Origin of the sequence: Acuticoccus sediminis (assembly GCF_003258595.1) — a bacterium.
Lineage (GTDB): Bacteria > Pseudomonadota > Alphaproteobacteria > Rhizobiales > Amorphaceae > Acuticoccus > Acuticoccus sediminis.
The window spans coordinates 34728-61534 of sequence record NZ_QHHQ01000003.1 but is presented as its reverse complement, the minus strand read 5'-3'; the positions used below and the strand labels follow the sequence as shown (position 1 = coordinate 61534).

Sequence of the window (26807 nt, the reverse complement as noted above, 5' to 3'; positions counted from 1 at the left end):
CCCGGGGCGCATCCCCTTCCCGGTCTTCCGGCCCGGAGGCCCGGAGGCCATGGCGCCCTACAGCAGCTTGGCGCCGAAGTTCTGGGCCGGGTCGAATTCCGGCGCGACCTTGCCGCGGGGCGCGGCCGCCCTGCCGCCCGTACGCGGCAGGAACTCGCCGCTGCCGGGCTTGCCGGTGAGCGTGCCGTCCTTCACGACGACCTCGCCGCGGCGCAGCACCGTCGCCGGCCAGCCCTTCAGGGTGCGACCCACGAACGGGGTGTAGCCGGTGGCGTCGGCCATCATCTCGTCGGTGAGGGTAACCTCGCGCTCGGTGTCCCAGACGACAATGTCGGCGTCCTTGCCGACGGCGATCGAACCCTTGCGGTCGGCGAGGTTGTAGAGCTGCGCCGGCGCGGTGGACATCAGCCGCACGAAGTCGGTCACCTCCATGCGGCCCCTGGAGACGATGGCGTCGAACATCAGCGGCATGCGCACCTGGAGGCCCGGCATGCCGTTGGGGATCTGCTTGAACGTCGGGTTCGGCCCGGCCGACAGCTTGCCCTTCTCGTCGAACGAGAACGGCGCGTGGTCGGAGGTGACGGTCTGCAGGTCGCCCCGCTCCAGCGCCGCCCACAGCGCCTCGATGTCGGCCTCGCCGCGCGGCGGCGGGCTGCAGCACCATTTGGCGCCCTCCATCCCCGGCTTGTCGAGGTCCTCCTTGGTGAGGAAGAGGTATTGCGGGCACGTCTCGGCCCACACCTTCACGCCGCGCGCGCGGGCGGCGTTGACGGTCGCGGCACCCTCGGCGGTGGAGACGTGGAAGATCATGATCGGCTGGTCGATCAGCTCGGACATGGCGATGAGGCGGTTGAACGCCTCGGCCTCGGACCCGCGCGGGTGGCTGATCGCGTGGTACTTCGGGGCGGTGTAGCCACGGTCCAGCAGGCGCTGCACCATCCACTTGATCATGCCGTGGTTCTCGGCATGGACGCAGACCATCGTGCCGAGCTCGCGCGCCTTGAGGAGAACGTCGAGCATCTCGCCGTCGTCGATCTTCATCGCGTCGTAGGTCATGAAGACCTTGATCGAGCCGTGGCCGTCCTTGGCCAGCGCCGGAAGGTGCTCGTTCATCGTCACCGGCGTCGGGTCGGTGACGATGAGGTGGAGCGCGTAGTCGGTGATGGAGCCGCGCCTCGCGAGGGCGTGGTAGTCGCGGGCGACCTCGGCGATGTCCATCCCCTTGTGCTGGCAGGCGAACGGGATCACCGTCGTGGTGCCGCCGAGGGCGGCGGAGCCGGTCGCCGTCTCGAACGTGTCGGCGTTGACGACGCCCATGGCGGAGAGCTGTTCGATGTGGCAGTGGCTGTCGACGCCGCCGGGGGTGACGAGCGCGCCGCCGGCGTCGACGACTTCGCTCGCGTCGCCGAGGTTCTCGCCGATGGCGGCGATCTTCCCGGCTTTGATGGCGATGTCGCAGCGCATGACGTCGACGGCGGTTGCGACGGTGCCGCCGCGGACGATGAGATCGTAGGTGGGCATGGAGCTTGGGAGCCGACTTCTAAAGGCTTGAGTTAAGTGCGGGCAGACTGGCACCGCGCGATGGAATGCTGCAGGGTTCGTGCCGCAGCGCGCATGGAGGATATCAGGTGGCTGGGGCTAAACAACGCATTCTGGTGGTGAACCCCAACTCCAACGACGCGGTGACGCGGGGCATCGACGCCGCGCTGGAGCCGCTGCGCTTCGCGGAAGGGCCGGAGATCGCCTGCATGACGCTCGCGGAAGGTCCGTTCGGGGTCGAGACGCAGGAGGACGTGGAGTCCGTCACGCTCCCCCTCGCCCGGCTCGTGCGCGAGCGCAACGATGCCGCCGCGTTCATCATCGCCTGCTACTCCGACCCCGGCATCCACGTCTGCCGCGAGGCGACGGACCGGCCGGTGTTCGGCATCGCCGAGTGCGGCGTGCTGACGGCGCTGTCGCGCGGGGAGCGGTTCGGCGTGCTGGCGATCAAGGACCGCTCGATCCCGCGGCACATCCGCTATCTGCGGCAGATGGGGCTGATGGACCGCCTCGCGGGCGAGCGCGCCCTCGGCCTCAGCGTGGCGGAGACGGCCTCCGGCACGTCCACGCTCGACCGGATGACGGAGGTCGGCACCGAGCTGCGCGACAAGGACGGCGCGAACGCCATCGTGATGGGCTGCGCCGGCATGGCCGCGCACCGCAAGGCGCTGGAGGAGCGACTGGGCGTCCCGGTCATCGACCCGACGCAGGCGGCGGTCTCGATGGCCATCGGCACGGTCGCCCTGGCCTAGGCCGAGCGCAGCGGGTGCGGCTGGTGCGGCGAGTGCGACGGGATCCGCGAAAGGGGCAGACCCTTCAGGCGCAGGCAACCCGGGCGAACGTCGCCGGCCGCGCATACGAAAAGACCGCCGCGCGGGGCGCAGCGGTCGAATTCATTTCGGTGGAGCCGCCGTGTGCGGCTCCGGTCCGGGCTCGCTTAGAGGTCGTCGCGGTAGAAGAGGTCCGGACGGGCAGCGTTTTCGGCCAGCGCCTGACGCAGCTCGGCGGGCGCCTCGATCGGCGCGGCGGCGGTCACGACGCGAAGCTCCGCGATGTCGTCCTTGCTGTCACGCACGGTGATAGACGGGATCACGACGTCCTTGGCGATGATCGTGGTGTTCGCCTCGGGATCGTGCGTGAAGACTTCCCGGCCTTCCGGGTCGAGCAGCACGATGCGCTGGCGCTTGCCGCCGCCGACCACCTCGACATGGGTCACGACCGAGGACGACTCGATGCGGTCCGTGTTCCGCTTCGCGGTGGTCATGACGGTCGGATCGGCGATATGGGCGTCGCCGGACATCACGTTGCTGGCAAGTTCGACGTGGCGGGCAAGATTGCCGACGGTCGACGTCACGCCGTTATAGAATTTTTCATTGTTTGCAGCGTAGGCTGCTGCCGCAACGGAACCAGTGAAGACCAACGCCACGACTGCGGTACGACCGAACACTGACATCCGAGCTCTCCTTCCAGTGGGCGTAAGCCCTCTGCCGCCCCTGCGGCTTTTGCGTGCGGCACTGACTTGCGCCGTGGTTGTCCACAGTTGGTTATGTTGCACCTTGGCCACAAGACCGGTCCGCGGACATTCGACATCACTTCTTGTGGAAAATTTAACTTTCCACCGATGACATACCAACGTTAAACGGGAAGTTGGGTTCCCATATATGTTGATGTTCTCCATATACCCCTAAACGAATCGCAACGCAAGCGCGCGACAGGGGTACTTATGGATGCGCACGCCCGCCGTTCGGCGGCGTTGAACGACCGTGCGCCTCGCAAAGAGGCGAAACTTATCCTCTACTGGATGCAGCACAGTCAGCGGGCGCACGGCAATCCGGCGCTCGAACGGGCAGCATACTGGGCGAACCAGTGCGGGCTCCCCCTCCTCGTCCTCTTCGTCGTCGATCCCGGTTATCCGGATGCGAACATCCGGCACTATACGTTCATGCTCGAGGGCCTGAAGGAGACGATCGCGGCCGTGGAGAAGCGCGGCGCGGCCTTCTCACTGCGCCTCGGCAGCCCGCCGGAGGTGGCCGTCAAGGTCGCGCGCGAGGCCGCCGTCGTGGTCACGGACCGAGGATATCTGCGGCATTTGGTGGAGTGGCGGCGCACGCTCGCCCGCGAGTGCGACTGCCTCGTCGAGATGGTCGAGGGCGACGCGATCGTCCCCGTCGAGGAGGCGTCGGGCAAGCAGGAAACTGCCGCAAGGACGTTCCGTCCGAGGGTGCACCGCGCCCTCCCCGCTTTCCTCGATCTTCCACAGACCGTGCGCCTGAAGCACGAGGCGAAGGACCTCGGATCGAAGGACGACCAGCACCTGACCGACGTCACCGCCTTCGCCGAAGGCCTCGGATGCGACATGTCGGTCCCCGCCGTCACCCAAATCAGAGGTGGGATTTCAGAGGCACGCAAGCATCTGAAGGCGTTTCTGCAGGACGATTTTCCTTACTACGGAGACAAACGTTTAGACATTATTAATCGTCACGTTTCCGTGATGAGCCCTTATTTGCACTTCGGCCAGATTTCTCCGCTCGAGATCTACCACGCCGTCCAGGACGTGAAGGGACATGACGAAAGCCGCGCGTCCTACGTGGAGGAGATGCTGGTCCGCCGCGAACTTGCCATCAATTTCGTCCACTATTCTCCCGAGTACGACAGCTATAAGGCACTCCCCGTCTGGGCCCGCGAGACGCTGGAGCACCATGCCGGCGACCCCCGTGACAGGACCTTCACGCGCAGGCAGCTCGAGGAGGGGAAGACCGACGATCCCTACTGGAACGCCGCGATGCGGGAGATGCGCGTCACCGGCTACCTCCACAACGCGCTGCGCATGTACTGGGGCAAGCGCATCATCGCGTACACGAACACGCCGAAGACGGCCTACGCGACCGCCCTCTACCTCAACAACAAGTACTTCCTGGATGGCCGGGATGCGAACTCGTACGCCAACGTCGGCTGGCTCTTCGGGCTGCACGACCGGGGCTGGCCGGAGCGGAACGTGTTCGGCAAGGTCCGCACCATGACCGCGAGCGGCCTGGAGCGGAAGTTCGATATCGACGCCTGCGTGAAGTGGGCCAACGCGCTGTAACGGCCGCCGCCAGGGCGAGGCAGCGGCCACTCGTCATGTCGTTGGCGTTGGCCCGTACCGGCGCCCGGCGTCAGACCGCCGAGGGCTGGACGCTGGCGCTGTCGCCGCCGGCCTCGGTCTCGCCCGTCGAGAAGAAGAGCGCCTGGCTGACGACGGCCTTCACGGTGTCGGTCTCGAACGGCTTGGTGATGAGGAACGCCGGCTCGGGCCGCTCGCCCGTCAGCAGCCGCTCCGGATAGGCGGTGATGAAGATGACCGGCACCGTCATCGACGCCAGGATCTCGTTCACCGCGTCGAGGCCGGAGGAGCCGTCGGCGAGCTGGATGTCCGCCAGCACGAGGCCCGGGCGGCGCGCCTTGACGGCCTCGACCGCCTCGGTGTGCGTGCGGGCGATGCCGGCGACCTCGTGGCCGAGCCCTTCCACCAGCGCCTCGAGGTCCATCGCGATCATCGGCTCGTCCTCGATGATGAGGACGCTGGTCGCGACCTGCTCGGCGATCGACTGGCCCGCCTCGTCGATGAGCTTGCGGACGCCGTTCATGTCGGTGTCGAGGATCGCGGCGGCCTCCTGCAGCGAGAAGCCCTCCACCGTCGTCAGCAGGAAGGCCTGCCGCGCGCGCGGCACCATCGCGTCGAGGCGCTTCTCGAACACTGCGGTCCGCGGCGCGGTCTCGTGGTTGAGGTCGATCGAATCCCAGATGCGGATCAGGATCCGGTACAGCGCGACGCGCGGCGGAATGGACTCGTCAAACATCGAGGGATCTTCGATGAGAGCCTCGAGCGCGGCCTGGACGTAGGCGTCCCCGCTGGGTTGGCTGCCCGTAAGCGAGCGGGCGAAGCGACGCATATAAGGGATATGCGGCGCGATGGTTCTGGCAAGCGACATGACCGTTCCTTGACGAGTTCGATTCCTAAACCGATTAGACTCACTACCTTGCGTGCGCGACCCCACACGCACCAAATCAGCAAGTGCCTCGATCGGTCTAGAACTGATGGAACGAACGAAGCGCCAAACCGTTCCGACAAGGTATGCGTTCTAACGTCCGCCCCGCACGATTGTTCCGATCCCAGGCCCGGATGGCTGGTTTTCGGGCAAAGCGGCAGCGGCGTGGAACCGGAGGATGGAAATTGAATTGTGAAGGAATGCCCGACGGTGCGCGATGACTGACGACGATAGGCCGGGCACCCCCCAGGACGATGCGATGCAGTCGTTGATTGGAAAGCAGTTGCGAACTTTGTACGATTCCGTGTTGGTCGAGCCAATCCCCGACAAGCTGGTCGAGCTTCTCATGAAACTCGACCAGGTGAGCGCGGACAAGTCGGACGACGCGACGCATCCTTCGAACGACGACGAAAGCGCGGATCAGCAATGAGCGTCAAAGAGGAGCTCATTCGCCAGATCCCGAACCTGCGCGCGTTCGCGGTCAGCCTGTGCGGCAACGCCGAGCGGGCCGACGATCTGGTTCAGGAAGCGCTGATGAAGGCCTGGGCCTCGATCGACATGTTCGAGGCCGGCACCAATATGCGGGCATGGCTCTTCACCATCCTGCGCAACGTCTATTATTCGGACTTTCGCAAGAAGCGCCGCGAGGTGGAGGACGCGGACGGCAAGCTCGCCGCCAACCTCTCCACCCATCCCGAACAGATCGGGCACCTCGACATGGTGGATTTCCGCGAGGCGCTCGACAAGCTCGCCGCGGACCAGCGTGAGGCGCTCATCCTGGTCGGCGCCTCCGGCTTCTCCTACGACGAGGCGGCGGAGATCTGCGGCTGCGCCGTCGGCACGGTGAAGAGCCGCGTCAACCGCGCCCGCACGCGCCTCGCCGAGCTGCTGTCGCTGCAGTCAGGCGCCGACTACGGACCCGACCACCAGAGCCGTTCCGTCGTCGACGCCCGCAAGTTCTGACCTGCCACGAGATCGTCGACGGCCCGGCGCCTCATCGCCGACCTCGACGATCCCGCGACGGACGCCGCTTGCGCACCCGTGCCCGGCTTCGCGAGCCCGAACCGAGCGCGCCCTTCCCCTCATAGCTTGATCTTGTTGCCCGGGCGGAAGCCCGGCTCGTCGGCGCCCGAGGACGCCGTGAGGAGTTCCAGTGCGCCGATCAGCTCGGCGTTGGGGTCGTCCCACACCTCGGCGACCTCCGGCCGCACCGCGATCAGCAGCGCCGCCGGATCGTCCGGACCGCGGTCGAACCAGGCCTCGATGTTCGGCGTCCAGAGCTCCTCGATCTTCTGCCGGTCGGACAGCAGCGACGCCTTTCCGGATACCGAGACGTAAGTCTTCCTCTCGGTGTCCACATAGGAGAGACACACGCGCGGATCCCGGCGGAGCTGGTCGTCCTTGTGGTCGGCCCGGCTCGTCACGAACCAGATCGTCCCGGCGGAGCGATCCGCGACCCCCACCATGGGGCGGGCGCGGACCAAGGACCCGTCCTGGGTCACCATCATGCAGGTCTCGATGCGACTGATCTCTCGCCAGACGAGGTCGATTTCGTCCTTTGTCATTTGCATCTCCAGCATTGCACACGGGGCTCACGGGTCGCACTCGAACGACCCTTGGGTCCCGCGTGACCATTCGTGAGATCAATCCGCGAGTCGGGGACGACGTTCCGCGATGTCCGCAGAAATCGACAGAAAACGCGTAGAATCACAGGACTCTACGTTAAATGAAATTGTTGCGGTGGCGGAACTTCGGGCCCCCGGCGGCGTTCCGCGCGGGGCCCTTTGGACCTCAGCTCGCCTGGGCCAGGAGAGCCCGGTCGGGACTGGCGAACGGCACGATCCCCTCGAGCGGCAGGGTCATGTTCGCGACGAGCCCGCCCGGTGTGAACGCGAGGTCCACGTCCGCCCGCAGCGCGCGGGAGAGGTTGCGCTCGATCACCGTCATGCCGAAGCCGCGGCGCGTCGGCTCGCTGACCGCCGGGCCGCCGGTCTCCGCCCACGTGAAGGAGAGCACCTCCTTCTCGTCGACGGTCTTCACCGCCCACGACACGTCGAGCGAGCCCTTCGCATTGGCAAACGCGCCATACTGGACCGCGTTCGCCGCCAGCTCGTGAATCGCGAGGCCGAGGTTCTGCGAGGCCTCCGGCGAGAGGATCACCGGCGGGCCGGAGATCGTCACGCGCGAGGAATGGGGCGGGATGAACTGGCCCACCAGGACGCGGACGAGGTCGCCGATGTCGACGCCGGCCCACTCGTCCGCCACGATCAGGTCCTGCGCCGCCGACAGCGCCCGCAGCCGGGCGATCAGCGCCGGCACGAACGCCTCCACCGTCGGCGACTGCGTGCTCGTCTGCCGGGCGATCGCGATCACCACCGTCAGGAGGTTCTTGGTGCGGTGCGTCAGCTCACGCATCACGAGGCGCATCTGCTCCTCGTTGCGCTTGCGGTGGGTGATGTCGATCGACGCGCAGGTGATGCCGAGCACGGTGCCGTCGGGCTTGAGGTTCGGCTCGATATGGAGGTCGTACCAGCGCCGGTCCGCCCCCTCGCCCACGCCGATCTCGCCCGACACCGGCCGCTTCGTCTCGATGACGCGCTTCTTGAGGCCCATGATCTGCGCGCGGTCCGGCTCGGGCACGACCTCGTCGTCGGTCCGCCCGATGATGGAGCCGATCTGCGTCTCGTCGGAATTCGCCCACGTGTAGCGCAGGTCCGTATCCTGGCTGAACACCATGATCTTTTCCGACCGCAGCGCCAGATTGAACCGCTGCAGCGTCTCGGCCAGACGCCGCGACAGGTCCGTCCGCATCATGTCGAGCCGCTTGGAGCGGGAGATGTCGATCGCGGTGCAGACGAGTCCCGTCAGGCGGTTGTCATCGTTGGAGATCGGCACGACGTCCATGCGGAACCACGCCCGCTCGTCGTTGCCGGGGATCTCGATCTCAAATGTCTGTGTGGTGCCGGTCTGGAGGGCGCGCGTCTTGTGGCCGATCACCAGCGGACGGACCTGCTCGGGCAGGATCTCCTCGTCCGACTTGCCGACGATGTCCTCGGGAATCAGGTACGGGCGCGGATTGACGACCCACTGGTAGCGTAAATCCAAATCCTGAAAGAGGACGGTAATCTGGGAATTGCGTGTGGCGAGTTCGAGATAGCGGTGCATCTCGCGCACGGAACGCAACTTCTCGTGCTCCCGCTGGAGGATGCCCATGAGCCGCTTGTTGCGCGCCTCGGCCGCCTGCGGCGTCGCCGTCAGGTCGGGCTTGACGCCCGTGCGGTCATGCGCGCCGGCCACGCGCCGCACGGCGTAGGCGAGCACCAGCACGACGCCGCCGATCGCCGCAGCAGCGGTCGCCATCGCGACTGCGAGCTGGGTTCCCGTGGCTGCGGTGGCGAAATCCGCGATTCCGACGCTCGCCGGCAGGGACGCGGGGACGTCGCTCGCCCACCCCGCCACCTGCCACACGAGGTCGCTCGACAGGAACAGGACGCAACCCGCGAGCAGTGCAAGACACCGAGCGGTCACGCCCCGCCCCACAATCGCAAAAATCACCAACGCGGCTACAGTGCCGAGCTGAGCGATCGCAATAGTTGTGGCGGCGTCAGCCGACCCGTTCATGCACGACAACCCTGTTTCATCGGGCACCGAGCAAATATGCTCGATGCCCGGGATCGATACTGATCAGAACTTCGGGGACTTTGCCCCTCACGATCTTAATCTGGTTATAATCTCATCTAGAGCCGGTCGAGCCACGCGTCGACCGCCTGCCGAGCTTCTTCCTTGGTTTTGCCGTAGCGTTCCTGGATGATGCCCTCGAGGCGGAGCCGGTCGCCCTCGACCTGATTGACGTCGTCGTTGGTGAGCTCACCCCATTCGGTCTGCACGCGACCGGCCATCTGCTTCCACTGACCAGAGATTTGATCCCAATTCATGACTTTCTCCGCTTACTTTGGGTCTGTGGTGAGCAAACGGGCAAGAACGGGATTTGTTGCATCACCGCCTATGCAACCATGTCGCGGCAACCTTCCCTCAGTGACTAGACGTTAGACGCCCTGCCCACGGTGTCGGCAACGTACGCGCCGCGGCGGCCGACGGGCTGCTCGGGACCGACGGTGGTGTCCACCATCGTCTGGTGCTCCACCTCCGCCGCCAGCTCCGCCCCGAGGAGCAGGATGTAGATGGAGATGTAGAACCAGAACATGAGCGCGATCACGGTGCCGAGCGAGCCGTAGATCGCCGCGTAGTTGGCGATGTTCGACAGGTACCAGGAGAGCAGCGTCGAGGCCGCGAGCCACCCCGCCGCCACGGTGACCGCGCCGACCGAGATCCAGCGCCACCGAGCCGCCCGCCGGCTCGGTCCCAGCCGGTAGATCATCGCCGAGGCGATCGCCACCGCCACGAAGAGAAGCGGCGCGGTGACACGCCGCCCGCCATAGTCGAGCCCGCCGTTCGCCGCGCCGAACACCAGCGGCACGACGACGATGGCGCCGATCATGACGATCCCCACCATCAGCGCCGCCAGCGTCACGCCGAAGGCGCGCAGATAGAGCGCGATGGTCCCGCGCTTCTCCACCTCCCCGTAAGCGATGTTCATCGCCCCGAAGAGCGCGATCACGGCATTGTTCATGGACCACAGGGACAGCCCGAAGCTGAGCACGAAGGTGAGGGTGAGCCCGTTCTCCTGCGCCTTCGACACGCGCCCGATCTCATGCGAGATCCACTCGATCGCCTGATCCGGCAGGTAGCCGTGCAGGAAGGAGACGTGCGTCTCCAGCGTCAGCGACGAGGTCGTGATGCCGTAGAAGGAGACAACCGCGATCATCGCCGGGATCAGCGCCAGGAAGACGTAGAACGTCACGCCCGCCGTGATGAGCCCGAGATTGTCGATGCTGACCCGCTGAATGACCCGAAGGAGGATGTCCCACCAGCCGCGCCAGCCGATCTGGAACGGGTTGTGCGCGGCCCGCCCCCTGAGGCGCTCGTGGTAAGGAAGTTTGCTTGGAGGGACAGGTTTGCGCCGCTCCGGATCCTGATTCAGTGATGTCAGTCGCGATGATGCATCCAAAGTCAGGTCCTTTTTTTACCGATCACGTCAGGTTGAGACGAACGTTGCTCAGGGTTGCGGCGTTGATGGGTAGACCTACCCGACCCGCTGCCCTCACGGAAGGAGCCGCTCGCTTGTCCGCCGACGATCAAATCCGCCTCGACGAGGAACAATTCCCGAAGAAGGTCCCGGTTCACGTGGGATCGGGCGTCAAGGCGCCGCTCATCATTCTCGCCACCCTCAGCGTCCTGGCCGCCTTCGACTATGCCGAGAGCCTCGTCCTGCCGGTGGTGCTCGCGTTCGTCATCTCCCTGACCCTGACGCCGATCAACCTGTGGCTTCAGCGCCGCATCTGGCCGGGACTGTCGGCGTTCCTGCTCGTCTCCGCCGTGACGATGGCGCTCGGCATTGCCGCGCTGACGCTCGCGCAGCCCGTCACCAGCTTCATCGACGACGCCCCGACCATCGGTCGTCAGCTCAAGCTTCGCCTGGAAGAGTTCCGCAATCCCCTCGAGACGATCACCGAGGCCAGCAAGGAGGTCGAGCAGATCACCAAGGCCGCGTCCGACCCGATGGTGCGCGAGGTCGTGGTGCGCCAGCCGGGCCTCCTCAACCGGGCAGCCTCGAACATCGGCAACATCGCCTCCACGCTCGTGGTCGCGATCGCCCTCACCTACTTTCTGCTGGTCACCAACCGCCTGATCTACGAGAAGATCGTCCACGCCTCGCCGAAGCTGTCGGACAAGAAGCGCTCGCTGCTGGTGGTGAACAATATCGTCACCACCGTCTCGAAGTACCTGCTGACTATCACGATCATCAACGCCGGCTTCGGCGTCAGCATCGCCATCACGATGTACCTGCTCGACATGCCGAGCCCCGCGCTGTGGGGTCTTGCGGCCTTCCTCCTCAACTACCTGCCGTTCGTCGGGTCGCTGATCGGCACGGGGTCGGGGATGCTCATCGGGCTGCTGACGTACAACGACCCGATCTGGGCGCTGGCGCCGGGCCTCGCCTACTTCACGCTGACGACGCTGGAGGGGCACTTCATCACGCCCAGCGTCCTGGGACAGCGACTGGAGTTGAACCCGGTCGCCATCCTGCTCTCGATCGCGCTGTGGGGATTCATCTGGGGCGTGGCCGGAGTGATCCTGGCGGTGCCGATCCTCATCATCGTGAAGGTGATGAGCGACAATATCCCCGAAATGCAGCTCTTCGGCACGTTCCTGTCGGGAACGACGTCGATTGCCGAAGAGGACGAGCCGGCGCCCGAGCTGGAGCTCCCGCGCCTGCCGTGAGCGAGCTGGACCGCCGGACCCTTGCCGGGTCCGGTCGGTCCGGCTGCGACCTTGCCGGTCGCAGCATCAACCCTCGTTCAGAGCGTCCTTCAGCGGCTTGCCCGGCTTGAATTTCGGGACCTTGGCCGCCTTGATCGTGATCGGCTCCTTGGTCTGGGGGTTGCGCCCCTGAGACTCGGGCCGGTCCGTCACACTGAACACACCGAAGTTGGTGATGCGCACTTCGTCGCCGGCCTTCATTGCGTTGACGATGGCGTTGAAGGTGGCGTCGACCGCCTTGGCCGCGGCCTTGGCGTCGATGTTGGCTTGCTCCGCCACCTCGGCGGCGAGTTCGGCTTTCTTCATTCCGTCTCTCCCTTTGCGGATGACCGGGCTACCCTGTCATCACTATCGCCCTACGCCTAGACGATTTCGATGAAAAGAGCCCTATTTCCCTGGGAAATTGACCCTCAAACCTTACGAAAATGCGAAAGGTGCGCCCGTTTGACGCGCGATGGGTCGCTTTAGGCGCGCAAAAGCCAAGAAATCGCGAATCAAAGTTTGGCCGCATGAGGCGGCTCGCGAATCGCGGAGGCCGGATCTGCTGGCGATTCGCGAAACCCGATCGATTCGCCTCCAAGCCAAGCGGGGCGGAACGATGGTAATCACCGAGCAACAATAAGTCTTGCCGGAGATATTCTACGACAGTCGCAAGGCTCTCGTGGCCGGGAGTCGCCATCGCGTGCGACAACCGGTCCTGCCCCTCAGCCTCTGACAGACATTTCAGAGTTTGGGCGAGCCTTCAACGCAAAAAAGGCGGGGTTTCCCCCGCCTTTTCCACATGTGACCCGACCGGAGGTCAGGTGTTGCGCTTGGCCAACGCCTCAGTGGGCGCGAAAGGTGGCCTCGTCATCGTCTGCGCTCCCCTTGCCTGCGGTCTCCGCCGGGTACTCCGGCTCGGTCCACTCGATCGGCTCGGGCATGCGCACCAGGGCGCGCTGCAGGACCTCGTCCATCCGCGACACCGGCACGATCTCCAGCGCGTTCTTCACGTTGTCCGGAATGTCCACCAGGTCCTTGGCGTTCTCTTCCGGGATCAGAACGGTGGCGATCCCGCCGCGCAGCGCCGCGAGGAGCTTCTCCTTCAGGCCGCCGATGGGCAGGACGCGACCACGCAGCGTGATCTCGCCCGTCATCGCCACGTCGCGGCGGATCGGGATGCCGGTCAGCACGGACACGACGGCGGTCGCCATCGCGATACCGGCGGACGGGCCGTCCTTCGGCGTCGCGCCTTCCGGCACGTGGACGTGGATGTCGCGCCGGTCGAACATCGGCGGGGCGACGCCCACATCGAGCGCCCGCGAGCGGACGTAGGACGCGGCAGCCGAGATCGACTCCTTCATGACGTCGCGCAAGTTGCCCGTGACGGTCATCTTGCCCTTGCCCGGCATCATCAGGCCTTCGATCGTGAGCAGCTCGCCCCCGACCTCGGTCCACGCGAGACCCGTGGCGACGCCGACCTGATCCTCCATCTCCGCCTGGCCGTAGCGGTGCCGCGGCGGGCCGAGGTACTCCTCGAGCTTCTCGATGTCGATGTTGATCGACTTCGTCTTGCCCTTGGAGATCAGGATCTCCTTCACCGCCTTGCGGGCCAGGGTCGCGATCTCGCGCTCGAGATTACGAACACCGGACTCCCGCGTGTAGCGGCGGATGAGCTGGCGCAGGGCCTCGTCCTCGATCGAGAACTCGCCCTTCTTCAGGCCGTGGTCGGACTCCGACTTCGAGATCAGGTGGCGACGGGCGATCTCCACCTTCTCGTCCTCGGTGTAGCCGGCGATGCGGATCACCTCCATGCGGTCCATCAGCGGACCGGGGATGTTGAGCGTGTTCGCCGTGGTCACGAACATCACCGACGAGAGGTCGTACTCGACCTCCAGGTAGTGGTCCATGAAGTTGGCGTTCTGCTCCGGATCCAGCACCTCGAGCAGGGCCGACGAGGGATCGCCGCGGAAGTCCATGCCCATCTTGTCGATCTCGTCGAGCAGGAAGAGCGGGTTGGACTTCTTGGCCTTCTTCATCGACTGGACGATCTTGCCCGGCAGCGAGCCGATGTAGGTCCGGCGGTGACCGCGGATCTCGGCCTCGTCGCGCACGCCGCCCAGCGAGATGCGCACGAACTCACGGCCCGTGGCCTTCGCGATGGACTTCGCCAGCGAGGTCTTGCCGACGCCCGGAGGGCCGACGAGGCACAGGATCGGCCCCTTCAGCTTGTTCGCGCGGGCCTGCACGGCCAGGTACTCGATGATGCGGTCCTTCACCTTCTCCAGGCCGAAGTGGTCGATATCGAGGATCTGCTGGGCATTATCCAGGTCGTTCTTGACCTTGGACGGCTTCTTCCAGGGGATCGACAGCAGCCAGTCGAGGTAGTTGCGCACCACCGTCGCCTCGGCGGACATCGGGCTCATCTGGCGCAGCTTCTTCAGCTCCGCCTCGGCCTTCTCCCGCGCCTCTTTCGAGAGCTTGGTGGTCTTGATGCGCTCTTCCAGCTCGGCCAGCTCGTCCTTGCCGTCCTCGCCGTCGCCCAGCTCCTTCTGGATCGCGCGCATCTGCTCGTTCAGATAGTACTCGCGCTGCGTCTTCTCCATCTGGCGCTTGACGCGCGAGCGGATCCGCTTCTCCACCTGAAGGACGGAGATCTCGCCGTTCATGATCCCGAGCACCTTCTCGAAGCGCTCGATCACCGACGCGGTACCCAGGATCTCCTGCTTGACCGGGATCTTGACGACCAGGTGCGACGCGACAGTGTCGGCGAGCTTCGCGTGGTCCTCGATCTGACTGACCGCGGAGATGACCTCGGGAGAGATCTTTTTATTCAGCTTGACGTAATTTTCGAACTCCGACACAACCGAGCGTGCGAGGGCCTGCGCCTCGGTCTCGTCGTACGGCGGCTCGGCGACCAGCTCGGCCTCGGCTTCGAAGAACTCGGTGCGGTCGGTGAAACTGTCGATCTCGGCGCGCGCCGTCCCCTCGACGAGCACCTTGACGGTGCCGTCGGGCAGCTTGAGGAGCTGCAGCACGGTCGCGAGCGTGCCGATGGTGAAGAGGCGCTCGGGCTTGGGATCGTCGTCCCCGGCCTCGCGCTGGGTTACCAGGAGGATCTGATTGTCCGCACGCATGACTTCCTCAAGCGCGCGGATGGACTTCTCGCGACCCACGAAAAGCGGCACGACCATGTGCGGGAAGACAACGATGTCCCGCAGCGGCAGAACCGGGTATGTGCCCGCGGCCACGTTCGGCCCGGTGTCGCGATTGTCGTCCGACTTTGCCATGAACTGTCCTTTCAGCTTGGCCCGAGCTCGCCACATCATGCACGAGTCGAGCCACCGTCCACCGCACGCGTCTGTTCATTCTGTCAGCCACCCACGTGATTGTCAGGTGGTACGCCGGCGAACGTCGTGGATGCACCATCGCATCACTGGCGACGAGGTGGCCCTCACACGGGCCGACTTCAAGGCTTGACCCGGGCTGGCCTCGTCGCGCCAAAGGCGTCGCTTAGGCGTTCACCTGCAAGCTGACCGATACCTGAGAGCGCCGTACTCCCAACACTGACAGCGGCGACACGCCTACTCAACTGCATACCGAAATTTGCCACGAACACGTCGCGAACTACGCGAAATTGCCGCAACTCGAAGCACCGCGGCGACCAGAAAAGCACATCGTCCGGTCGCGAACAACTCCGCCGATCACCCCTACGTTGACGCGCACAAGCGTCGCGACAGCGCATGGCTGCGCTGACGCATCCGGGGGTCTCCGCGACGGTTACCGTCCCGCGCTCCGGCTCAGGCGGAGGTGCGCGAGGGCTCCGACGCGCGGTCCTCGTAAATGTAGAGCGGACGCGCGGTGCCGCCGATCACCTCGTCCGAGATCACCACCTCGCGCACGCCGTCGAGGCCGGGAAGCTCGTACATCGTGTCGAGGAGGATCGCCTCGAGGATCGAGCGAAGGCCGCGGGCGCCGGTCTTGCGCTCGATGGCCTTGCGAGCGATCGCGTTCAGCGCGTCGGAGTGGAACGTCAGCTCCACGCCCTCCATCTCGAAGAGGCGCTGGTACTGCTTGACCAGGGCGTTCTTCGGCTCGGAGAGGATCTGCACCAGCGCCGCCTCGTCGAGGTCCTCGAGGGTCGCCAGGACCGGCAGGCGGCCGACGAACTCGGGGATGAGGCCGAACTTCAGCAGGTCCTCCGGCTCCACCTCGCGGAAGAGCTCGCCCGTGCGGCGGTCTTCCGGGGCGAACACCTGGGCGTTGAAGCCGATGGAGGTGCCGCGGCCGCGGTCGGAGATGATCTTGTCCAGGCCGGCGAACGCGCCGCCGCAGATGAACAGGATGTTCGTCGTGTCCACCTGCAGGAACTCCTGCTGGGGATGCTTGCGGCCACCCTGCGGCGGCACCGACGCCACGGTGCCTTCCATGATCTTCAGCAGCGCCTGCTGCACGCCCTCGCCGGACACGTCGCGCGTGATCGACGGGTTGTCGGACTTGCGGGAGATCTTGTCGACCTCGTCGATGTAGACGATGCCGCGCTGCGCCCGCTCGACGTTGTAGTCCGCCGCCTGAAGGAGCTTCAGGATGATGTTCTCGACGTCCTCGCCGACGTAGCCGGCTTCGGTCAGAGTCGTCGCGTCGGCCATGGTGAAGGGCACGTCGAGGATGCGGGCGAGCGTCTGCGCGAGCAGCGTCTTGCCGCAGCCGGTCGGGCCGATCAGCAGGATGTTCGACTTCGCCAGCTCGACGTCGTTCTGCTTCGACGCGTGGCTCAGGCGCTTGTAATGGTTGTGGACCGCGACGGAGAGGACCTTCTTGGCGCCCTGCTGGCCGATCACGTAGTCGTCCAGCACCTTGCGGATCTCGAGCGGGGTCGGAATCCCGTCGCGCGACTTCACCAGCGAGGACTTGTTCTCCTCGCGGATGATGTCCATGCACAACTCTACGCACTCATCGCAGATGAAGACGGTCGGTCCAGCGATGAGCTTGCGAACCTCATGCTGGCTCTTGCCGCAGAACGAGCAGTAGAGGGTGTTCTTACCGTCGCCGCTGGTCGCTTTGCTCATCAACTCACCCTTTCGTCGCCCGATCGACCGCACCTGTCGGGATGTCGCCGCCACTGGAGCGATCCGGGGACAACCGATCGCCTCGCCAGACATATTGGGACGGCGCCGACCCCGATGCAAACCCCCGTCACGGGATAGTCAACGGTCCCATGCGTTACCAAACATAAAAACCGAAAGCCTGTCTTGGGCCGTTTCTGGCCCAAGCCGCGACCATCAGTCCGCCTTCATACCAGCTAGCCGGCAAAGCCGCCGACCGCAAGGGTCCGCACGCTCGGGTTGAACACCCCGGTCAAGCGTCCAGCGCCGCACGGCTCTCGATCACGCGGTCGATGATCCCGAATTCCTTGGCCAGATCCGGGGTCATGTAGTGATCGCGCTCCAGGGTCTTCTCGATCTTGTCGAGCTCCTGGCCGGAGTGCTTGCGGTAGATCTCGTTCAGCCGGCGCTTCAGCGACAGGATCTCGTTGGCCTGAAGCTGGATGTCCGCCGCCGTGCCGCGGAAGCCGCCCGAGGGCTGATGCACCATGATGCGGGCGTTGGGGAGCGCGAAGCGCATCCCGTTCTCGCCCGCCGCCAGGAGCAGCGCGCCCATCGAGGCCGACTGGCCGATGCACAGCGTCGAGATCGTCGGCCGCACGAACTGCATCGTGTCGTAGATCGCCAGGCCGGACGTCACGATCCCGCCCGGGGAGTTGATGTAGAGCGAGATCTCTTTGTTCGGGTTGTCCGCTTCCAGATAGAGGAGCTGGGCGCACACCAGGGTCGCCACCGTGTCCTCGATCGGACCGGTGATAAAGATGATGCGCTCCGAAAGCAGACGCGAGAAGATGTCGTACGCGCGCTCGCCGCGGTTCGTCTGTTCGACGACCATCGGCACGAGCGTCGACATATAGAAGTCTACAGGGTCTTTCATGCGCCGGACCTAGTGATCGTGGTGGTGATCGTGATCATGGTGGTGATCATGATCATGGTCGTGATGGTGGTGATCATGGTCGTGATCATGCGCATGATCGTGCTCGTCCTCGTCCATTCCCTTCAGGAGCTCTTCCTTGGACACCGGGAGGGTGTTCACGGTGGCGAGCTCGAGGATGTAGTCGACGACCTTGTCCTCGAAGATCGGCGCGCGCAGGCTGGCGACGGCCTGCGGGTTCTTCTGGTAGTACTCCAGAACCTGCCGCTCCTGGCCGGGGAACTGCTGCATGCGCTGCTGGAGCGCGCGCTGCACCTCCTCGTCGGTCACCTGCACCTCGGCCTTCTGGCCGACCTCCGACAGGAGGAGGCCCAGGCGCACGCGACGTTCGGCGATCGTCTGGTAGTCGGCGCGGGTCTTCGCCTCGGAACCGTCGGCGTCCGCGGCGAGCGAGGCGTCGAATTCCTCGCCCTTGTCCTTCATCTCGTGCTCGACCTGGCGCCAGATCGAGTCGAACTCGGTGTCGACCAGCTTCTGCGGCAGGGTGAACTTGAACTTCTCGTCGAGGGCGTCGAGCAGCGCGCGCTTGACCTTGGCGCGGCTCGCCTGGTCGTAGGAGCCCTGCATCTGGCCCTTGAGGGCCTCGCGCAGCTTCTCGAGGTTCTCCATGCCGAGCTTCTCGGCGAAGGCGTCGTCGAGCACCGTCTCCTTCGGGGCGGCGACTTCCTGCACCGTCACGTCGAAGACCGCTTCCTTGCCGGCGAGGTGGGCCGCGCCGTAGTCCTCGGGGAACGTCACGGTCACGGTGACCGGCTGGCCGGCGGTGGCGCCCGTCAGCTGCTCCTCGAAGCCGGGGATGAACCGGCCCTGGCCGAGCACGATGTCGATACCCTCGGCCGAGCCGCCCTCGAACGGCACGTCGTCGATCTTGCCGACGAAGTCGATCTTCAGGCGGTCATCGTCCTGCGCGGCGCGCTCGACGGCCTCGTAGTCCTTGTAGTTCTCGGCGAGCTTGGCGAGCTCGGCGTCGAGCTCCTCGGCCGGGACCTCGTAGACCGGCTTCTCGACGGTGATCTCGTCGAGACCGCTGACCTCGATTTCCGGCAGGATCTCGTACTTGACGGCGAACGAGAGGTCGCTCTTGCCGTCCATCACGTCCGCCATCGACGTCTCGTCGATGTCGACATCGGGCTGGAGGGCCGGCTTCTCGGAGCGCTCTTCGACGGCGCCGCGCACGGACTCGGTCATCACGTCGTTGATGACCTCGGCCATGGCCGAGCGGCCGTACATCTTCTTCAGGTGCGCCATGGGCACCTTGCCCGGGCGAAATCCCTTCAGTCGGACCTTCTGACGCAGATCGTCCAGGTAGGCATTGAGACGAGCGTCGAGGGTCGCTGCGGGAACCGTCACTTTGAGTTCCCGCGCGAGACCCTCAGCACGGGTTTCCGTCACTTCCATCGGGTTCACTTTCCGCAGCACCAATATTCGTTGTCGGGGAGGACGCTCCATGTCGCCCCGCGAGGGAGCGCTGTCAATGGCGTTCGACGCGATCAGCAGAGGCTTTGTCGCCCCGCCGCGCCATGAAGCGGCCCGATGACGGGCAAAACAAGGGTTGCAGCCGGCTCAAGAAATTCACTGGCCCCCCCTCGCGGCATCCACGGCGACCCGTCCGGCGCACCCCGCACCGTCCGCCCACCGGCGCCCGCATATCTAAGTGTCGCATTCGCGACATGAAGACCCCCGCGCGCAGCCGCCCCGACATTGGTCGCGGCCGACCGCCGATCGCGGCGGCTCCGTCGCAGGACGGGGGAGGCAGCGAGCACTCCGGAATCACGCCTCGCGGCCTCAGGCCGGCGCGGTGGGGCAGACGGGTGCCGCGGTAGCACGCGCTCAAGCAGCGCGAAGCGCGGTAGCGCAGACAAGAGGCGGTAGCGCAGACGATGGGAACCCGGCAGCGCCGGACGTATGGTGCGGGTGGAGGGACTCGAACCCCCACACCTTGCGGCGCCAGAACCTAAATCTGGTGCGTCTACCAGTTCCGCCACACCCGCGCGCGCACACCTCTAAGGCCCTCCAGCCTCTCGGGTCAAACGTGATCGAACGCGGCGCGCGCAGTTCTCAGGTTGGCGATCAGATCGGTCGCGATCAGCGCCGGGCCGACCCGCTGGGCGAGGTCACCGTGGAGCCACACGCCCATGGCCGCTGCCTCGAAAAGAGGCACGCCCTGGGCGATGAACGCGGTGATCATCCCGGCAAGGACGTCGCCCGCCCCGGCCGTCGCGAGCCACGGCGGGGCGTTCTCGGTGATCGCAGCCCGGCCGTCGGGCGCCGCGATCACCGTGTCGGGCCCCTTCAGGACCACGACCGCGCCGACATCGACCGCCGCCCGCCGCGCCGCCTCGAGCCGCCCCGCCTCGTCGACGAGGCCCTTGCCGAAGACGCGGGAAAACTCGCCGGCGTGCGGCGTCAGCACCGCCCCCTTCGGGCCGATCGCCGCGGCAAGTCCGGCGGCGTCGCCGGCGAAGGCGCTGAGGCCCCCCGCGTCGATGACGGTGGACGCCCCGGAGGCGCACGCGGCCCTGACCTTGGCGCGGGTCTCGTCGTCCGCCGGCAGGCCCGGGCCGAGGCAGACGACGTTGCGGCGCGGATCGGCAAGCGCCTCGGCGATCCCCTCCGCCCCGTCGGCCCGCACCAGCATCACCGCCGTCAGGTGGTTGGCGTTGACGAGGAGCGCCTCGCTCGGCGAGGCGACGGTGACGAGCCCCGCCCCCGTCCTCAGCGCCGCGCCGGCGGCCATGCGCGCTGCCCCGGTCGCCGTCATCGGCCCGGAGACGACGACGGCATGGCCGCGGTCGTACTTGTGGCCGGCCAGCGCCAGCATCGGCCGCGCGTCCCGCCACAGGGCCGGCGTGTTGACGAAGGTTTGACACAGGGCCGAGCCGACCGCCGTGTCCGACATCCCGAGGTCGGCCACGGTCACTTCGCCGCAGAAGTCGCGGCCCGGCAGGAGGAGGTGCCCGGGTCGGCGGCGCTGGAAGGTCACCGTGCGCCGCGCCTCGATGGCGATGCCCCGGACGAGGCCCGTCGCGCCGTCGACGCCGCTCGGCATGTCGATCGCGACCACCTCGCGGTGCCGACGGTTCAGCCGGGCGATGACGTCGGCGAAGACGCCCGTCACGTCACGCGCCAGCCCGCCTCCGAAGAGCCCGTCGACGATGACTTCGGCACGGTCGAGGAATTCATCTTCCGCGCCGACCTCCGGACCTGTATAGGCGGCGCGCGCCTCCGCCGCGGCGCCGGTTCCCTGACCGCCCGACAGGTCGAGAAGCGAGACCGGATGCCCCGCCTCCAGGAGATGCCGCGCCGCCACGAACGCGTCGCCGCCATTGTTGCCGGGTCCGGCGAGGACCAGGATCGGCGCCCCGACGGGTGCCTGCCGAATGACCACGTCGGCGACGGCGCCTCCGGCGCGCTCCATCAACGTTTCGAATGGGATCCCCTCCGCCACGGCGGCCCGGTCGATCGCACTCATTTCGGTCGGCGTTGGAAGCTCAAAATCGGTAGAGATTCTCATTGATGCCCAAACGTTTAGCAGCTTGCTCGCAATATCAGCAGGACATTTGCCTGCCTTCGCGGCAAATGCTTGGAAATGAGCCAATCCGGCAGTGGTGAGCTTGGCATGGTCCCTGCATCATCGCGCCAGTCCAGCGGGCCGGGTCGTCCGTCCGCCGCTGAGCGGGGTGTCATGAAGAAGATCGAAGCCATTATTAAGCCGTTCAAGTTGGACGAGGTGAAGGAGGCGCTGCAAGAAGTCGGGCTCCAGGGCATCACGGTGCTTGAGGCGCGCGGGTTCGGCCGCCAGAAGGGGCATACCGAACTCTATCGCGGTGCCGAGTACGTCGTCGATTTCCTGCCTAAAGTGAAAATCGAGCTGATCGTTCCCGACAGCCTTCTTCCCGCCGCCGTCGACGCCATCCGCAACGCTGCCCAGACGGGCCGGATCGGCGACGGCAAGATCTTCGTCCTCCCCGTCGAGGACGCAATCCGCATCCGCACCGGTGAAATCGGTGAGGACGCCATCTAACCACAGAAGCGCAAGAGAGAGAGCCATACGCGAATGAGCACAGCGCAAGAAATCCTGAAGGATATCAAGGACAAGGACGTAAAGTTCGTCGACCTGCGCTTCACCGACCCGCGCGGCAAGCTGCAACACGTCACGATGGACACCTCCATCGTCGACGAGGACCTGTTCGCCGACGGCACGATGTTCGATGGCTCGTCCATCGCCGGCTGGAAGGCCATCAACGAGTCCGACATGATCCTCATGCCGGATCCGGAGACGGCCTACATCGACCCGTTCTTTGCGCAGACCACGATGGCTGTCGTTTGCGACATCCTCGAGCCTGGCACCGGCGAAGGCTACAACCGCGACCCCCGCTCCACGGCCAAGCGGGCCGAGGCGTACGTGAAGTCCGGCGGCTTCGGTGACACCATCACCATGGGCCCGGAAGCCGAGTTCTTCGTGTTCGACGACGTCCGCTTCAAGGCCGACCCGTACAACACCGGCTTCAAGCTCGACTCCACCGAGCTGCCGTCCAACATGGACACCGAGTACGAGACCGGGAACCTCGGCCACCGTCCGCGCACCAAGGGCGGCTACTTCCCCGTCCCGCCGATCGACTCCTGCCAGGACATGCGCTCCGAGATGCTCTCGGTCATGACCGAGATGGGCGTCGCCGTCGAGAAGCACCACCACGAGGTGGCCGCGGCCCAGCACGAGCTTGGTCTCAAGTTCGACACGCTGACCAAGATCGCCGACTCGATGCAGATCTATAAGTACGTCGTGCATCAGGTCGCGAACGCCTACGGCAAGACCGCCACGTTCATGCCGAAGCCCGTCTTCGGCGACAACGGCACCGGCATGCACGTCCACCAGTCCATCTGGAAGGACGGCAAGCCGATGTTCGCGGGCAACCTGTACGCGGACCTGTCGGAAGAGTGCCTCTTCTACATCGGCGGCATCCTGAAGCACGCCAAGGCCCTCAACGCCTTCACCAACCCGTCGACCAACTCCTACAAGCGTCTGGTCCCGGGCTACGAAGCGCCGGTTCTGCTCGCCTACTCGGCGCGTAACCGCTCGGCCTCCTGCCGCATCCCCATCTCGTCCTCGCCGAAGGGCAAGCGTCTCGAAGTGCGTTTCCCGGATCCGTCCGCGAACCCGTACCTCGCCTACGCCGCGATGTGCATGGCCGGCCTCGACGGCATCAAGAACCGCATCCATCCGGGCGAGCCGATGGACAAGGACCTCTACGACCTGCCGCCCGAGGAGCTCGCCGGCATCCCGACCGTCTGCGGTTCGCTGCGTGAGGCCCTCGCCTCGCTCGACGCCGGCCGTGACTTCCTGAAGGCCGGTGGCGTGTTCGACGACGATCAGATCGACGCCTACATCGAGCTGAAGATGGAAGAGAACATGCGGTACGAGATGACGCCGCACCCGGTCGAATTCGACATGTACTACTCGGTCTAAGACCGACCCCTGGCGCGACGGCCCCGCCGCCGCGTCACCCGGTTCACTCGATGCGGACGCGGCTCACACCGCGTCCGCATTTTGATTCCGGCGCCTCGGCGCCCCGGCCCGCCAGGCGCGAGGCGGCCCTCAGAACGTCGACATCAGCTGCGCCATCGGATCGTCGACGAGATCGGCGAAGCTGGTGAAGGTGCCGGTCCCGAGCCCGAGGAAGACGAGCGTCGTCCCGGCGTCGAACTCGACCACCACGTCCCCGCCGGGGCCGCCGTCTGTCAGGGTCGAGATCGCGTCGAGATCGTCCGCCAGCCCGGCCGCGCCGAGGTCGGCCACCGACGCGAAATCGAGGCTGTCCTCGGCCGCCCGGAACTGGACGATCCGGTCGGTCCCGCCGCCCGCCGCCGCGAAGGCGAGGACGTCCGCCCCGCTGTTGCCGTTGAGGAGATCGTCGCCCTCGCCGCCCTCCAGGCGGTCGTCGTCGTTCCCGCCGATCAGCGTGTCGTCGCCCCCGCCGCCGGCGAGCACGTCGTTGCCCGAGCCGCCGAGGATGGAATCGGCGCCATCGCCGCCGGTCACCGTGTCCATCTCGCTGCCGCCCTGCGCGGTGTTGCCCGAGCCGCCGACCAGCACGATCGTGTCGTTTCCGCTCCCGCCGGCGACGAAGCTCGAGCCGTCCGGGTCGCCGGCGATGATCGCGGTGAGAACGTCGTCCCCGTCCGCGCCGCGGACCTCGTTGGCCGCGCTCAGCCCGGCCGTGTTCGCCGGCTCCAGCGGGCTGGCGTCGGCCGTCGCGGTGATGGTGTCGTCGCCCGCCCCGCCGGCGACGTCGTTGAACACCATGACCTCGTCGGAGACGGCCGCGCCCACCGCCAGCGCCTTGATGTCGTCGTCCCCGTCGCCGCCGTAAATCTCGTTGACGCCTTCGGTGGAGAACTCCGCCCCCGCGTGAAGCTCGCCGATGATCGTGTCGCCCCCGGCGCCGCCCTTCAGGACGTTGTAGAGCGCCGTGGTGCCGTTCTGGAAATTGCCGAACAGCAGGCCGGTGATCGCGTCCGCGCCGTCGCCGCCGGCAATGTCGTTGCGCCCCACCGGAGAGCTCGTGTTGGAGTTGGTGAAGGCGCGGCCGGTGAGCACGTCGCCTCCCGCCCCGCCGGCGATCTCGTTCCAGGCGAGGTCGGCCGAGTTCGACTCCACGACGGCCTCGGCGTCGACCATGTCGTCGCCATCGCCGGTGGCGATGCTGTTGTGCGCGGTGCTGTTGCCACCGTCGAAGCTGCTGTCGGCGAGCGCGGTGACGACGTCGTCGCCGGACCCGCTCTTGACGATATTCTCGAGCAGCTCGTCGTCGGGCGAGATGAACTCGTCCGCCGCCTCCGCCGTGACGGCGATGATGTCGTCGCCGGACCCGCTGTTGACCGAGGTGCGCGCCGTCATGACGCCCAGCGTGGTCCCGACCCGGGCGGCCACCGTGATGACGTCCGCCCCGGAGCCGCCCGTCGCCGTCACCTCGCTATACGCGTCGGCGAGGAAGTCGGCCTGCGCCGTCACCACGGCGTCGATGACGTCGTCGCCACTCTGGCCGGTCAGGTCGGCGCGGGCCTCGGCGTCACCGAGGTCGTTTTCGGCGAGGAGGTCGAGCGTCAGCGCATCGTCGCCGGAGCCGCCGACCTGCTCGGCCGTGCCGACGACCGGTGCCGCCGCCGAGCCGCTCAGCGACAGGGCCGTCTCGAGCACGTCGTCGCCGCTGCCGCCCCGCAGGACCGTGCCGTTGAACAGGCTGGTCAGCAGGTCGTCACCGGCGCGCCCGTCGACGAGGTCGAGATCCATGAGTGCGGCCAGAGTGTCATTGCCGTTCGTGCCGGAAATGGTCGCGGCCGGGGAAGAACCAGTCCCCATCGCTTATCCTCCATGCGCGAATGATCTCGAAGCAAGATCATTCAAATAAACATTATGAAATAGGTTTTCTATATAACACGATTTCGACTCACCCGGCAACGAATACACCATACTCGAACACTTTAAGGCCGGAATTGGTCACGTTAATCTCTTGAGATTCTTCGCATGAGCCTGACGATACTAACCAGAGGTTCTGTTGCCCGACGGACCCGGGGCACGCCCCGCCGGCCGATGCCGGCGGCGGCCGGCGGCGCTAGACGGTGCGTTTCAATTTTGTGATCGGATGCGCGCCATGGTGATGCCGTCCCACCCATTGGCGGGTGGCAAACGAACGCCGCGAAGACTAATGATTCACGGACATTACTCAGCGGGCGACACTCATGTTTCAGCGCTGCCGATTGCTTCTACTCACCGCACTTTGCGCGGTCATCCTGCCGGCCACCGAGGCCTCGGCCCACATCAAGTGGTTCTACCCCTACGACCTGACCCAGGCGCCGCGGGACATCGGCCAGGTCCTGCAGAGCAACTTCGTCATCCTGTACATCGCTTCGGCGGTGGCGATTTACGTCTTCTTCGTCGTCGACCGCACGCTCTACCGGACCGGCTTCCTCCGGGCGCCGCTCTCCAGGCTGATGATCTCCGAGGACCAAGCCTACTGGATCATCCGCATCTGCGTCTCGGTGATGTTCCTGGCGCTCTTCCTCTACGGCCTCTTCAGCGAGGCGATGTACCTCACGCCGGAACTCAAGACCGCGAACCCGCTGGTGAAATGGGTCCAGCTCGCGATCGCCGCCGTGGTGTGGTTCCGTCCCACCGTCCCGCTCGCCGCGATCGGCATGATCGGCCTCTACTTCATGGCCGGGCAGGACTACGGCTACTACCACATGATGGACTACCCCCTGTTCCTGGGGCTCGCCGTGTTCCTGCTCTTCAGCACCATGAAGGGCGACGGGTGGATGACGCTGCGCTACGTCGCGCTCTTCGCCACCACCGGGATCTCGCTGCTGTGGGGCGCGGTGGAGAAGTTCGCCTACCCGAACTGGTTCTACCCGCTGCTCGACGACCTGCCCTTCCTGACCTTCGGCTTTCCGCCGGAGCTGTTCGTGATGTTGGCCGGCTTCGTCGAGTTCAACCTGACGTTCGTCCTGCTCTCCAGCGCCTCCATCGTCTCGCGTCTGGTGGCGTTCGCCTTCAACATGATCTTCCTGCTGGCGATCTACATCTTCGGCCTGATCGACGCGGTCGGGCACCTGATGATCATCGCCGTGCTGCTGGTGCTGACGATCCGCGGGCCGACGAAGGCGCGCGAGTTCCTCGTCCTCTCCGACCGCAGCCGCTGGACGGAGGCGTACTTCATGACCGGCTTGTGGATGCTGGCGATGAACGTCATCTTCATCGCCTACTATGGTCTCTATGCGCTCATGCTCGGTCCCGAGGCGGCAGCCGCCGTCCCGCCTCCCGCCAACTGATCCCTGTGCCGG

General features: G+C 66.0%; 22 protein-coding genes and 1 tRNA gene. 8 read left to right on the top strand and 15 right to left on the bottom strand.

Going from position 1 to position 26807, the window contains the following annotated elements:
* Positions 1 to 57: 57 nt before the first annotated feature.
* Positions 58 to 1521 (bottom strand): dihydropyrimidinase, encoded by a 1464-nt coding sequence (gene hydA / locus DLJ53_RS14525; protein ID WP_111346448.1) that lies wholly within the window; start codon positions 1519 to 1521, stop codon positions 58 to 60.
* 134 nt (positions 1522 to 1655) lie between these two features.
* On the opposite strand from hydA, the gene DLJ53_RS14520 reads away from it, so the two are divergent.
* Entirely contained in the window at positions 1656 to 2291 is a 636-nt protein-coding gene (locus DLJ53_RS14520) for an aspartate/glutamate racemase family protein (RefSeq protein WP_111346446.1), read from the top strand.
* 185 nt (positions 2292 to 2476) lie between these two features.
* Here DLJ53_RS14520 and DLJ53_RS14515 read toward each other — a convergent pair whose 3' ends face one another.
* Entirely contained in the window at positions 2477 to 3103 is a 627-nt protein-coding gene (locus DLJ53_RS14515; RefSeq protein WP_146619956.1) for a hypothetical protein, read from the bottom strand.
* Positions 3104 to 3262: 159 nt separating this feature from the next.
* On the opposite strand from DLJ53_RS14515, the gene DLJ53_RS14510 reads away from it, so the two are divergent.
* Positions 3263 to 4624 carry a deoxyribodipyrimidine photo-lyase gene (locus DLJ53_RS14510; RefSeq protein ID WP_111346442.1) on the top strand — a complete coding sequence of 454 codons (1362 nt, stop codon included), beginning with the start codon at positions 3263 to 3265 and terminating at the stop codon, positions 4622 to 4624.
* Positions 4625 to 4694: 70 nt separating this feature from the next.
* On the opposite strand, the gene DLJ53_RS14505 is transcribed toward DLJ53_RS14510, so the two are convergent.
* Entirely contained in the window at positions 4695 to 5510 is an 816-nt protein-coding gene (locus DLJ53_RS14505; RefSeq protein ID WP_111346440.1) for a response regulator, read from the bottom strand.
* Positions 5511 to 5784: 274 nt separating this feature from the next.
* Here DLJ53_RS14505 and DLJ53_RS14500 point away from each other — a divergent pair, with 274 nt between their 5' ends.
* Positions 5785 to 5997 (top strand): NepR family anti-sigma factor, encoded by a 213-nt coding sequence (locus tag DLJ53_RS14500; RefSeq protein WP_111346438.1) that lies wholly within the window; start codon positions 5785 to 5787, stop codon positions 5995 to 5997.
* The gene (locus tag DLJ53_RS14495; RefSeq protein ID WP_111346436.1) at positions 5994 to 6530 is read left to right on the top strand and encodes a sigma-70 family RNA polymerase sigma factor; all 537 of its coding nucleotides are present in this window, start codon (positions 5994 to 5996) and stop codon (positions 6528 to 6530) included. The genes DLJ53_RS14500 and DLJ53_RS14495 overlap by 4 nt, the downstream gene beginning before the upstream one ends.
* A 119-nt stretch (positions 6531 to 6649) precedes the next feature.
* Here the strand turns inward: DLJ53_RS14495 and DLJ53_RS14490 are convergent, their stop codons facing one another.
* The 4 genes from DLJ53_RS14490 to DLJ53_RS14475 all read right to left on the bottom strand — a co-directional run bounded on the left by DLJ53_RS14490 (position 6650) and on the right by DLJ53_RS14475 (position 10635).
* On the bottom strand, positions 6650 to 7132 hold the full coding sequence (locus DLJ53_RS14490; protein ID WP_162409229.1) for a pyridoxamine 5'-phosphate oxidase family protein: 483 nt from the start codon (positions 7130 to 7132) through the stop codon (positions 6650 to 6652).
* A gap of 226 nt (positions 7133 to 7358) precedes the next feature.
* Positions 7359 to 9095 carry a sensor histidine kinase gene (locus tag DLJ53_RS14485; RefSeq protein WP_162409227.1) on the bottom strand — a complete coding sequence of 579 codons (1737 nt, stop codon included), beginning with the start codon at positions 9093 to 9095 and terminating at the stop codon, positions 7359 to 7361.
* A gap of 209 nt (positions 9096 to 9304) precedes the next feature.
* Complete coding sequence (locus tag DLJ53_RS14480) at positions 9305 to 9502, bottom strand: CsbD family protein (RefSeq protein WP_111346430.1); 198 nt, start codon at positions 9500 to 9502, stop codon at positions 9305 to 9307.
* 104 nt (positions 9503 to 9606) lie between these two features.
* The gene (locus tag DLJ53_RS14475; protein ID WP_162409225.1) at positions 9607 to 10635 is read right to left on the bottom strand and encodes a YihY/virulence factor BrkB family protein; all 1029 of its coding nucleotides are present in this window, start codon (positions 10633 to 10635) and stop codon (positions 9607 to 9609) included.
* A gap of 113 nt (positions 10636 to 10748) precedes the next feature.
* On the opposite strand from DLJ53_RS14475, the gene DLJ53_RS14470 reads away from it, so the two are divergent.
* Entirely contained in the window at positions 10749 to 11909 is a 1161-nt protein-coding gene (locus DLJ53_RS14470; RefSeq protein WP_162409223.1) for an AI-2E family transporter, read from the top strand.
* A gap of 66 nt (positions 11910 to 11975) precedes the next feature.
* On the opposite strand, the gene DLJ53_RS14465 is transcribed toward DLJ53_RS14470, so the two are convergent.
* The 7 genes from DLJ53_RS14465 to DLJ53_RS14435 form a co-directional block, all read right to left on the bottom strand.
* Entirely contained in the window at positions 11976 to 12254 is a 279-nt protein-coding gene (locus tag DLJ53_RS14465) for an HU family DNA-binding protein (RefSeq protein WP_111346424.1), read from the bottom strand.
* Between the two features lie 518 nt (positions 12255 to 12772).
* Positions 12773 to 15217: an endopeptidase La gene (gene lon / locus DLJ53_RS14460; RefSeq protein ID WP_111346422.1), complete on the bottom strand. Its 2445-nt coding sequence runs from the start codon at positions 15215 to 15217 to the stop codon at positions 12773 to 12775.
* A gap of 510 nt (positions 15218 to 15727) precedes the next feature.
* Entirely contained in the window at positions 15728 to 16996 is a 1269-nt protein-coding gene (clpX, locus tag DLJ53_RS14455; protein ID WP_111347774.1) for an ATP-dependent Clp protease ATP-binding subunit ClpX, read from the bottom strand.
* Between the two features lie 289 nt (positions 16997 to 17285).
* Positions 17286 to 17909 carry an ATP-dependent Clp protease proteolytic subunit gene (locus DLJ53_RS14450; RefSeq protein ID WP_111346420.1) on the bottom strand — a complete coding sequence of 208 codons (624 nt, stop codon included), beginning with the start codon at positions 17907 to 17909 and terminating at the stop codon, positions 17286 to 17288.
* Positions 17910 to 17918: 9 nt separating this feature from the next.
* Positions 17919 to 19364 (bottom strand): trigger factor, encoded by a 1446-nt coding sequence (tig, locus tag DLJ53_RS14445; protein ID WP_111346418.1) that lies wholly within the window; start codon positions 19362 to 19364, stop codon positions 17919 to 17921.
* Positions 19365 to 19872: 508 nt separating this feature from the next.
* A tRNA-Leu gene (locus DLJ53_RS14440) sits at positions 19873 to 19957 on the bottom strand.
* 35 nt (positions 19958 to 19992) lie between these two features.
* Positions 19993 to 21438, bottom strand: a complete 1446-nt coding sequence (locus tag DLJ53_RS14435) for an NAD(P)H-hydrate dehydratase (protein ID WP_202913173.1) — start codon at positions 21436 to 21438, stop codon at positions 19993 to 19995.
* A 213-nt stretch (positions 21439 to 21651) separates the two neighbouring features.
* Here DLJ53_RS14435 and DLJ53_RS14430 point away from each other — a divergent pair, with 213 nt between their 5' ends.
* Positions 21652 to 21990 carry a P-II family nitrogen regulator gene (locus tag DLJ53_RS14430; protein ID WP_111346413.1) on the top strand — a complete coding sequence of 113 codons (339 nt, stop codon included), beginning with the start codon at positions 21652 to 21654 and terminating at the stop codon, positions 21988 to 21990.
* Between the two features lie 33 nt (positions 21991 to 22023).
* The gene (glnA, locus tag DLJ53_RS14425; RefSeq protein WP_111346411.1) at positions 22024 to 23433 is read left to right on the top strand and encodes a type I glutamate--ammonia ligase; all 1410 of its coding nucleotides are present in this window, start codon (positions 22024 to 22026) and stop codon (positions 23431 to 23433) included.
* A 129-nt stretch (positions 23434 to 23562) separates the two neighbouring features.
* Here the strand turns inward: glnA and DLJ53_RS14420 are convergent, their stop codons facing one another.
* Positions 23563 to 25326, bottom strand: a complete 1764-nt coding sequence (locus DLJ53_RS14420) for a calcium-binding protein (protein ID WP_111346409.1) — start codon at positions 25324 to 25326, stop codon at positions 23563 to 23565.
* Positions 25327 to 25724: 398 nt separating this feature from the next.
* On the opposite strand from DLJ53_RS14420, the gene DLJ53_RS14415 reads away from it, so the two are divergent.
* On the top strand, positions 25725 to 26795 hold the full coding sequence (locus tag DLJ53_RS14415; protein ID WP_111346407.1) for a hypothetical protein: 1071 nt from the start codon (positions 25725 to 25727) through the stop codon (positions 26793 to 26795).
* The last annotated feature ends 12 nt before the right edge of the window (positions 26796 to 26807 follow it).

Excerpts from the sequence above, each read along its gene's own strand:
- hydA (WP_111346448.1), bottom strand. The coding sequence starts at position 1,521 with ATGCCCACCTACGATCTCATCGTCCGCGGCGGCACCGTCGCAACCGCC.
- DLJ53_RS14510 (WP_111346442.1), top strand. The coding sequence starts at position 3,263 with ATGGATGCGCACGCCCGCCGTTCGGCGGCGTTGAACGACCGTGCGCCT.
- DLJ53_RS14505 (WP_111346440.1), bottom strand. The coding sequence starts at position 5,510 with ATGTCGCTTGCCAGAACCATCGCGCCGCATATCCCTTATATGCGTCGC.
- DLJ53_RS14500 (WP_111346438.1), top strand. The coding sequence starts at position 5,785 with ATGACTGACGACGATAGGCCGGGCACCCCCCAGGACGATGCGATGCAG.
- DLJ53_RS14495 (WP_111346436.1), top strand. The coding sequence starts at position 5,994 with ATGAGCGTCAAAGAGGAGCTCATTCGCCAGATCCCGAACCTGCGCGCG.
- DLJ53_RS14490 (WP_162409229.1), bottom strand. The coding sequence starts at position 7,132 with ATGACAAAGGACGAAATCGACCTCGTCTGGCGAGAGATCAGTCGCATC.
- DLJ53_RS14480 (WP_111346430.1), bottom strand. The coding sequence starts at position 9,502 with ATGAATTGGGATCAAATCTCTGGTCAGTGGAAGCAGATGGCCGGTCGC.
- DLJ53_RS14465 (WP_111346424.1), bottom strand. The coding sequence starts at position 12,254 with ATGAAGAAAGCCGAACTCGCCGCCGAGGTGGCGGAGCAAGCCAACATC.
- lon (WP_111346422.1), bottom strand. The coding sequence starts at position 15,217 with ATGGCAAAGTCGGACGACAATCGCGACACCGGGCCGAACGTGGCCGCG.
- clpX (WP_111347774.1), bottom strand. The coding sequence starts at position 16,996 with ATGAGCAAAGCGACCAGCGGCGACGGTAAGAACACCCTCTACTGCTCG.
- DLJ53_RS14450 (WP_111346420.1), bottom strand. The coding sequence starts at position 17,909 with ATGAAAGACCCTGTAGACTTCTATATGTCGACGCTCGTGCCGATGGTC.
- tig (WP_111346418.1), bottom strand. The coding sequence starts at position 19,364 with ATGGAAGTGACGGAAACCCGTGCTGAGGGTCTCGCGCGGGAACTCAAA.
- DLJ53_RS14435 (WP_202913173.1), bottom strand. The coding sequence starts at position 21,438 with ATGAGTGCGATCGACCGGGCCGCCGTGGCGGAGGGGATCCCATTCGAA.
- DLJ53_RS14430 (WP_111346413.1), top strand. The coding sequence starts at position 21,652 with ATGAAGAAGATCGAAGCCATTATTAAGCCGTTCAAGTTGGACGAGGTG.
- glnA (WP_111346411.1), top strand. The coding sequence starts at position 22,024 with ATGAGCACAGCGCAAGAAATCCTGAAGGATATCAAGGACAAGGACGTA.
- DLJ53_RS14420 (WP_111346409.1), bottom strand. The coding sequence starts at position 25,326 with ATGGGGACTGGTTCTTCCCCGGCCGCGACCATTTCCGGCACGAACGGC.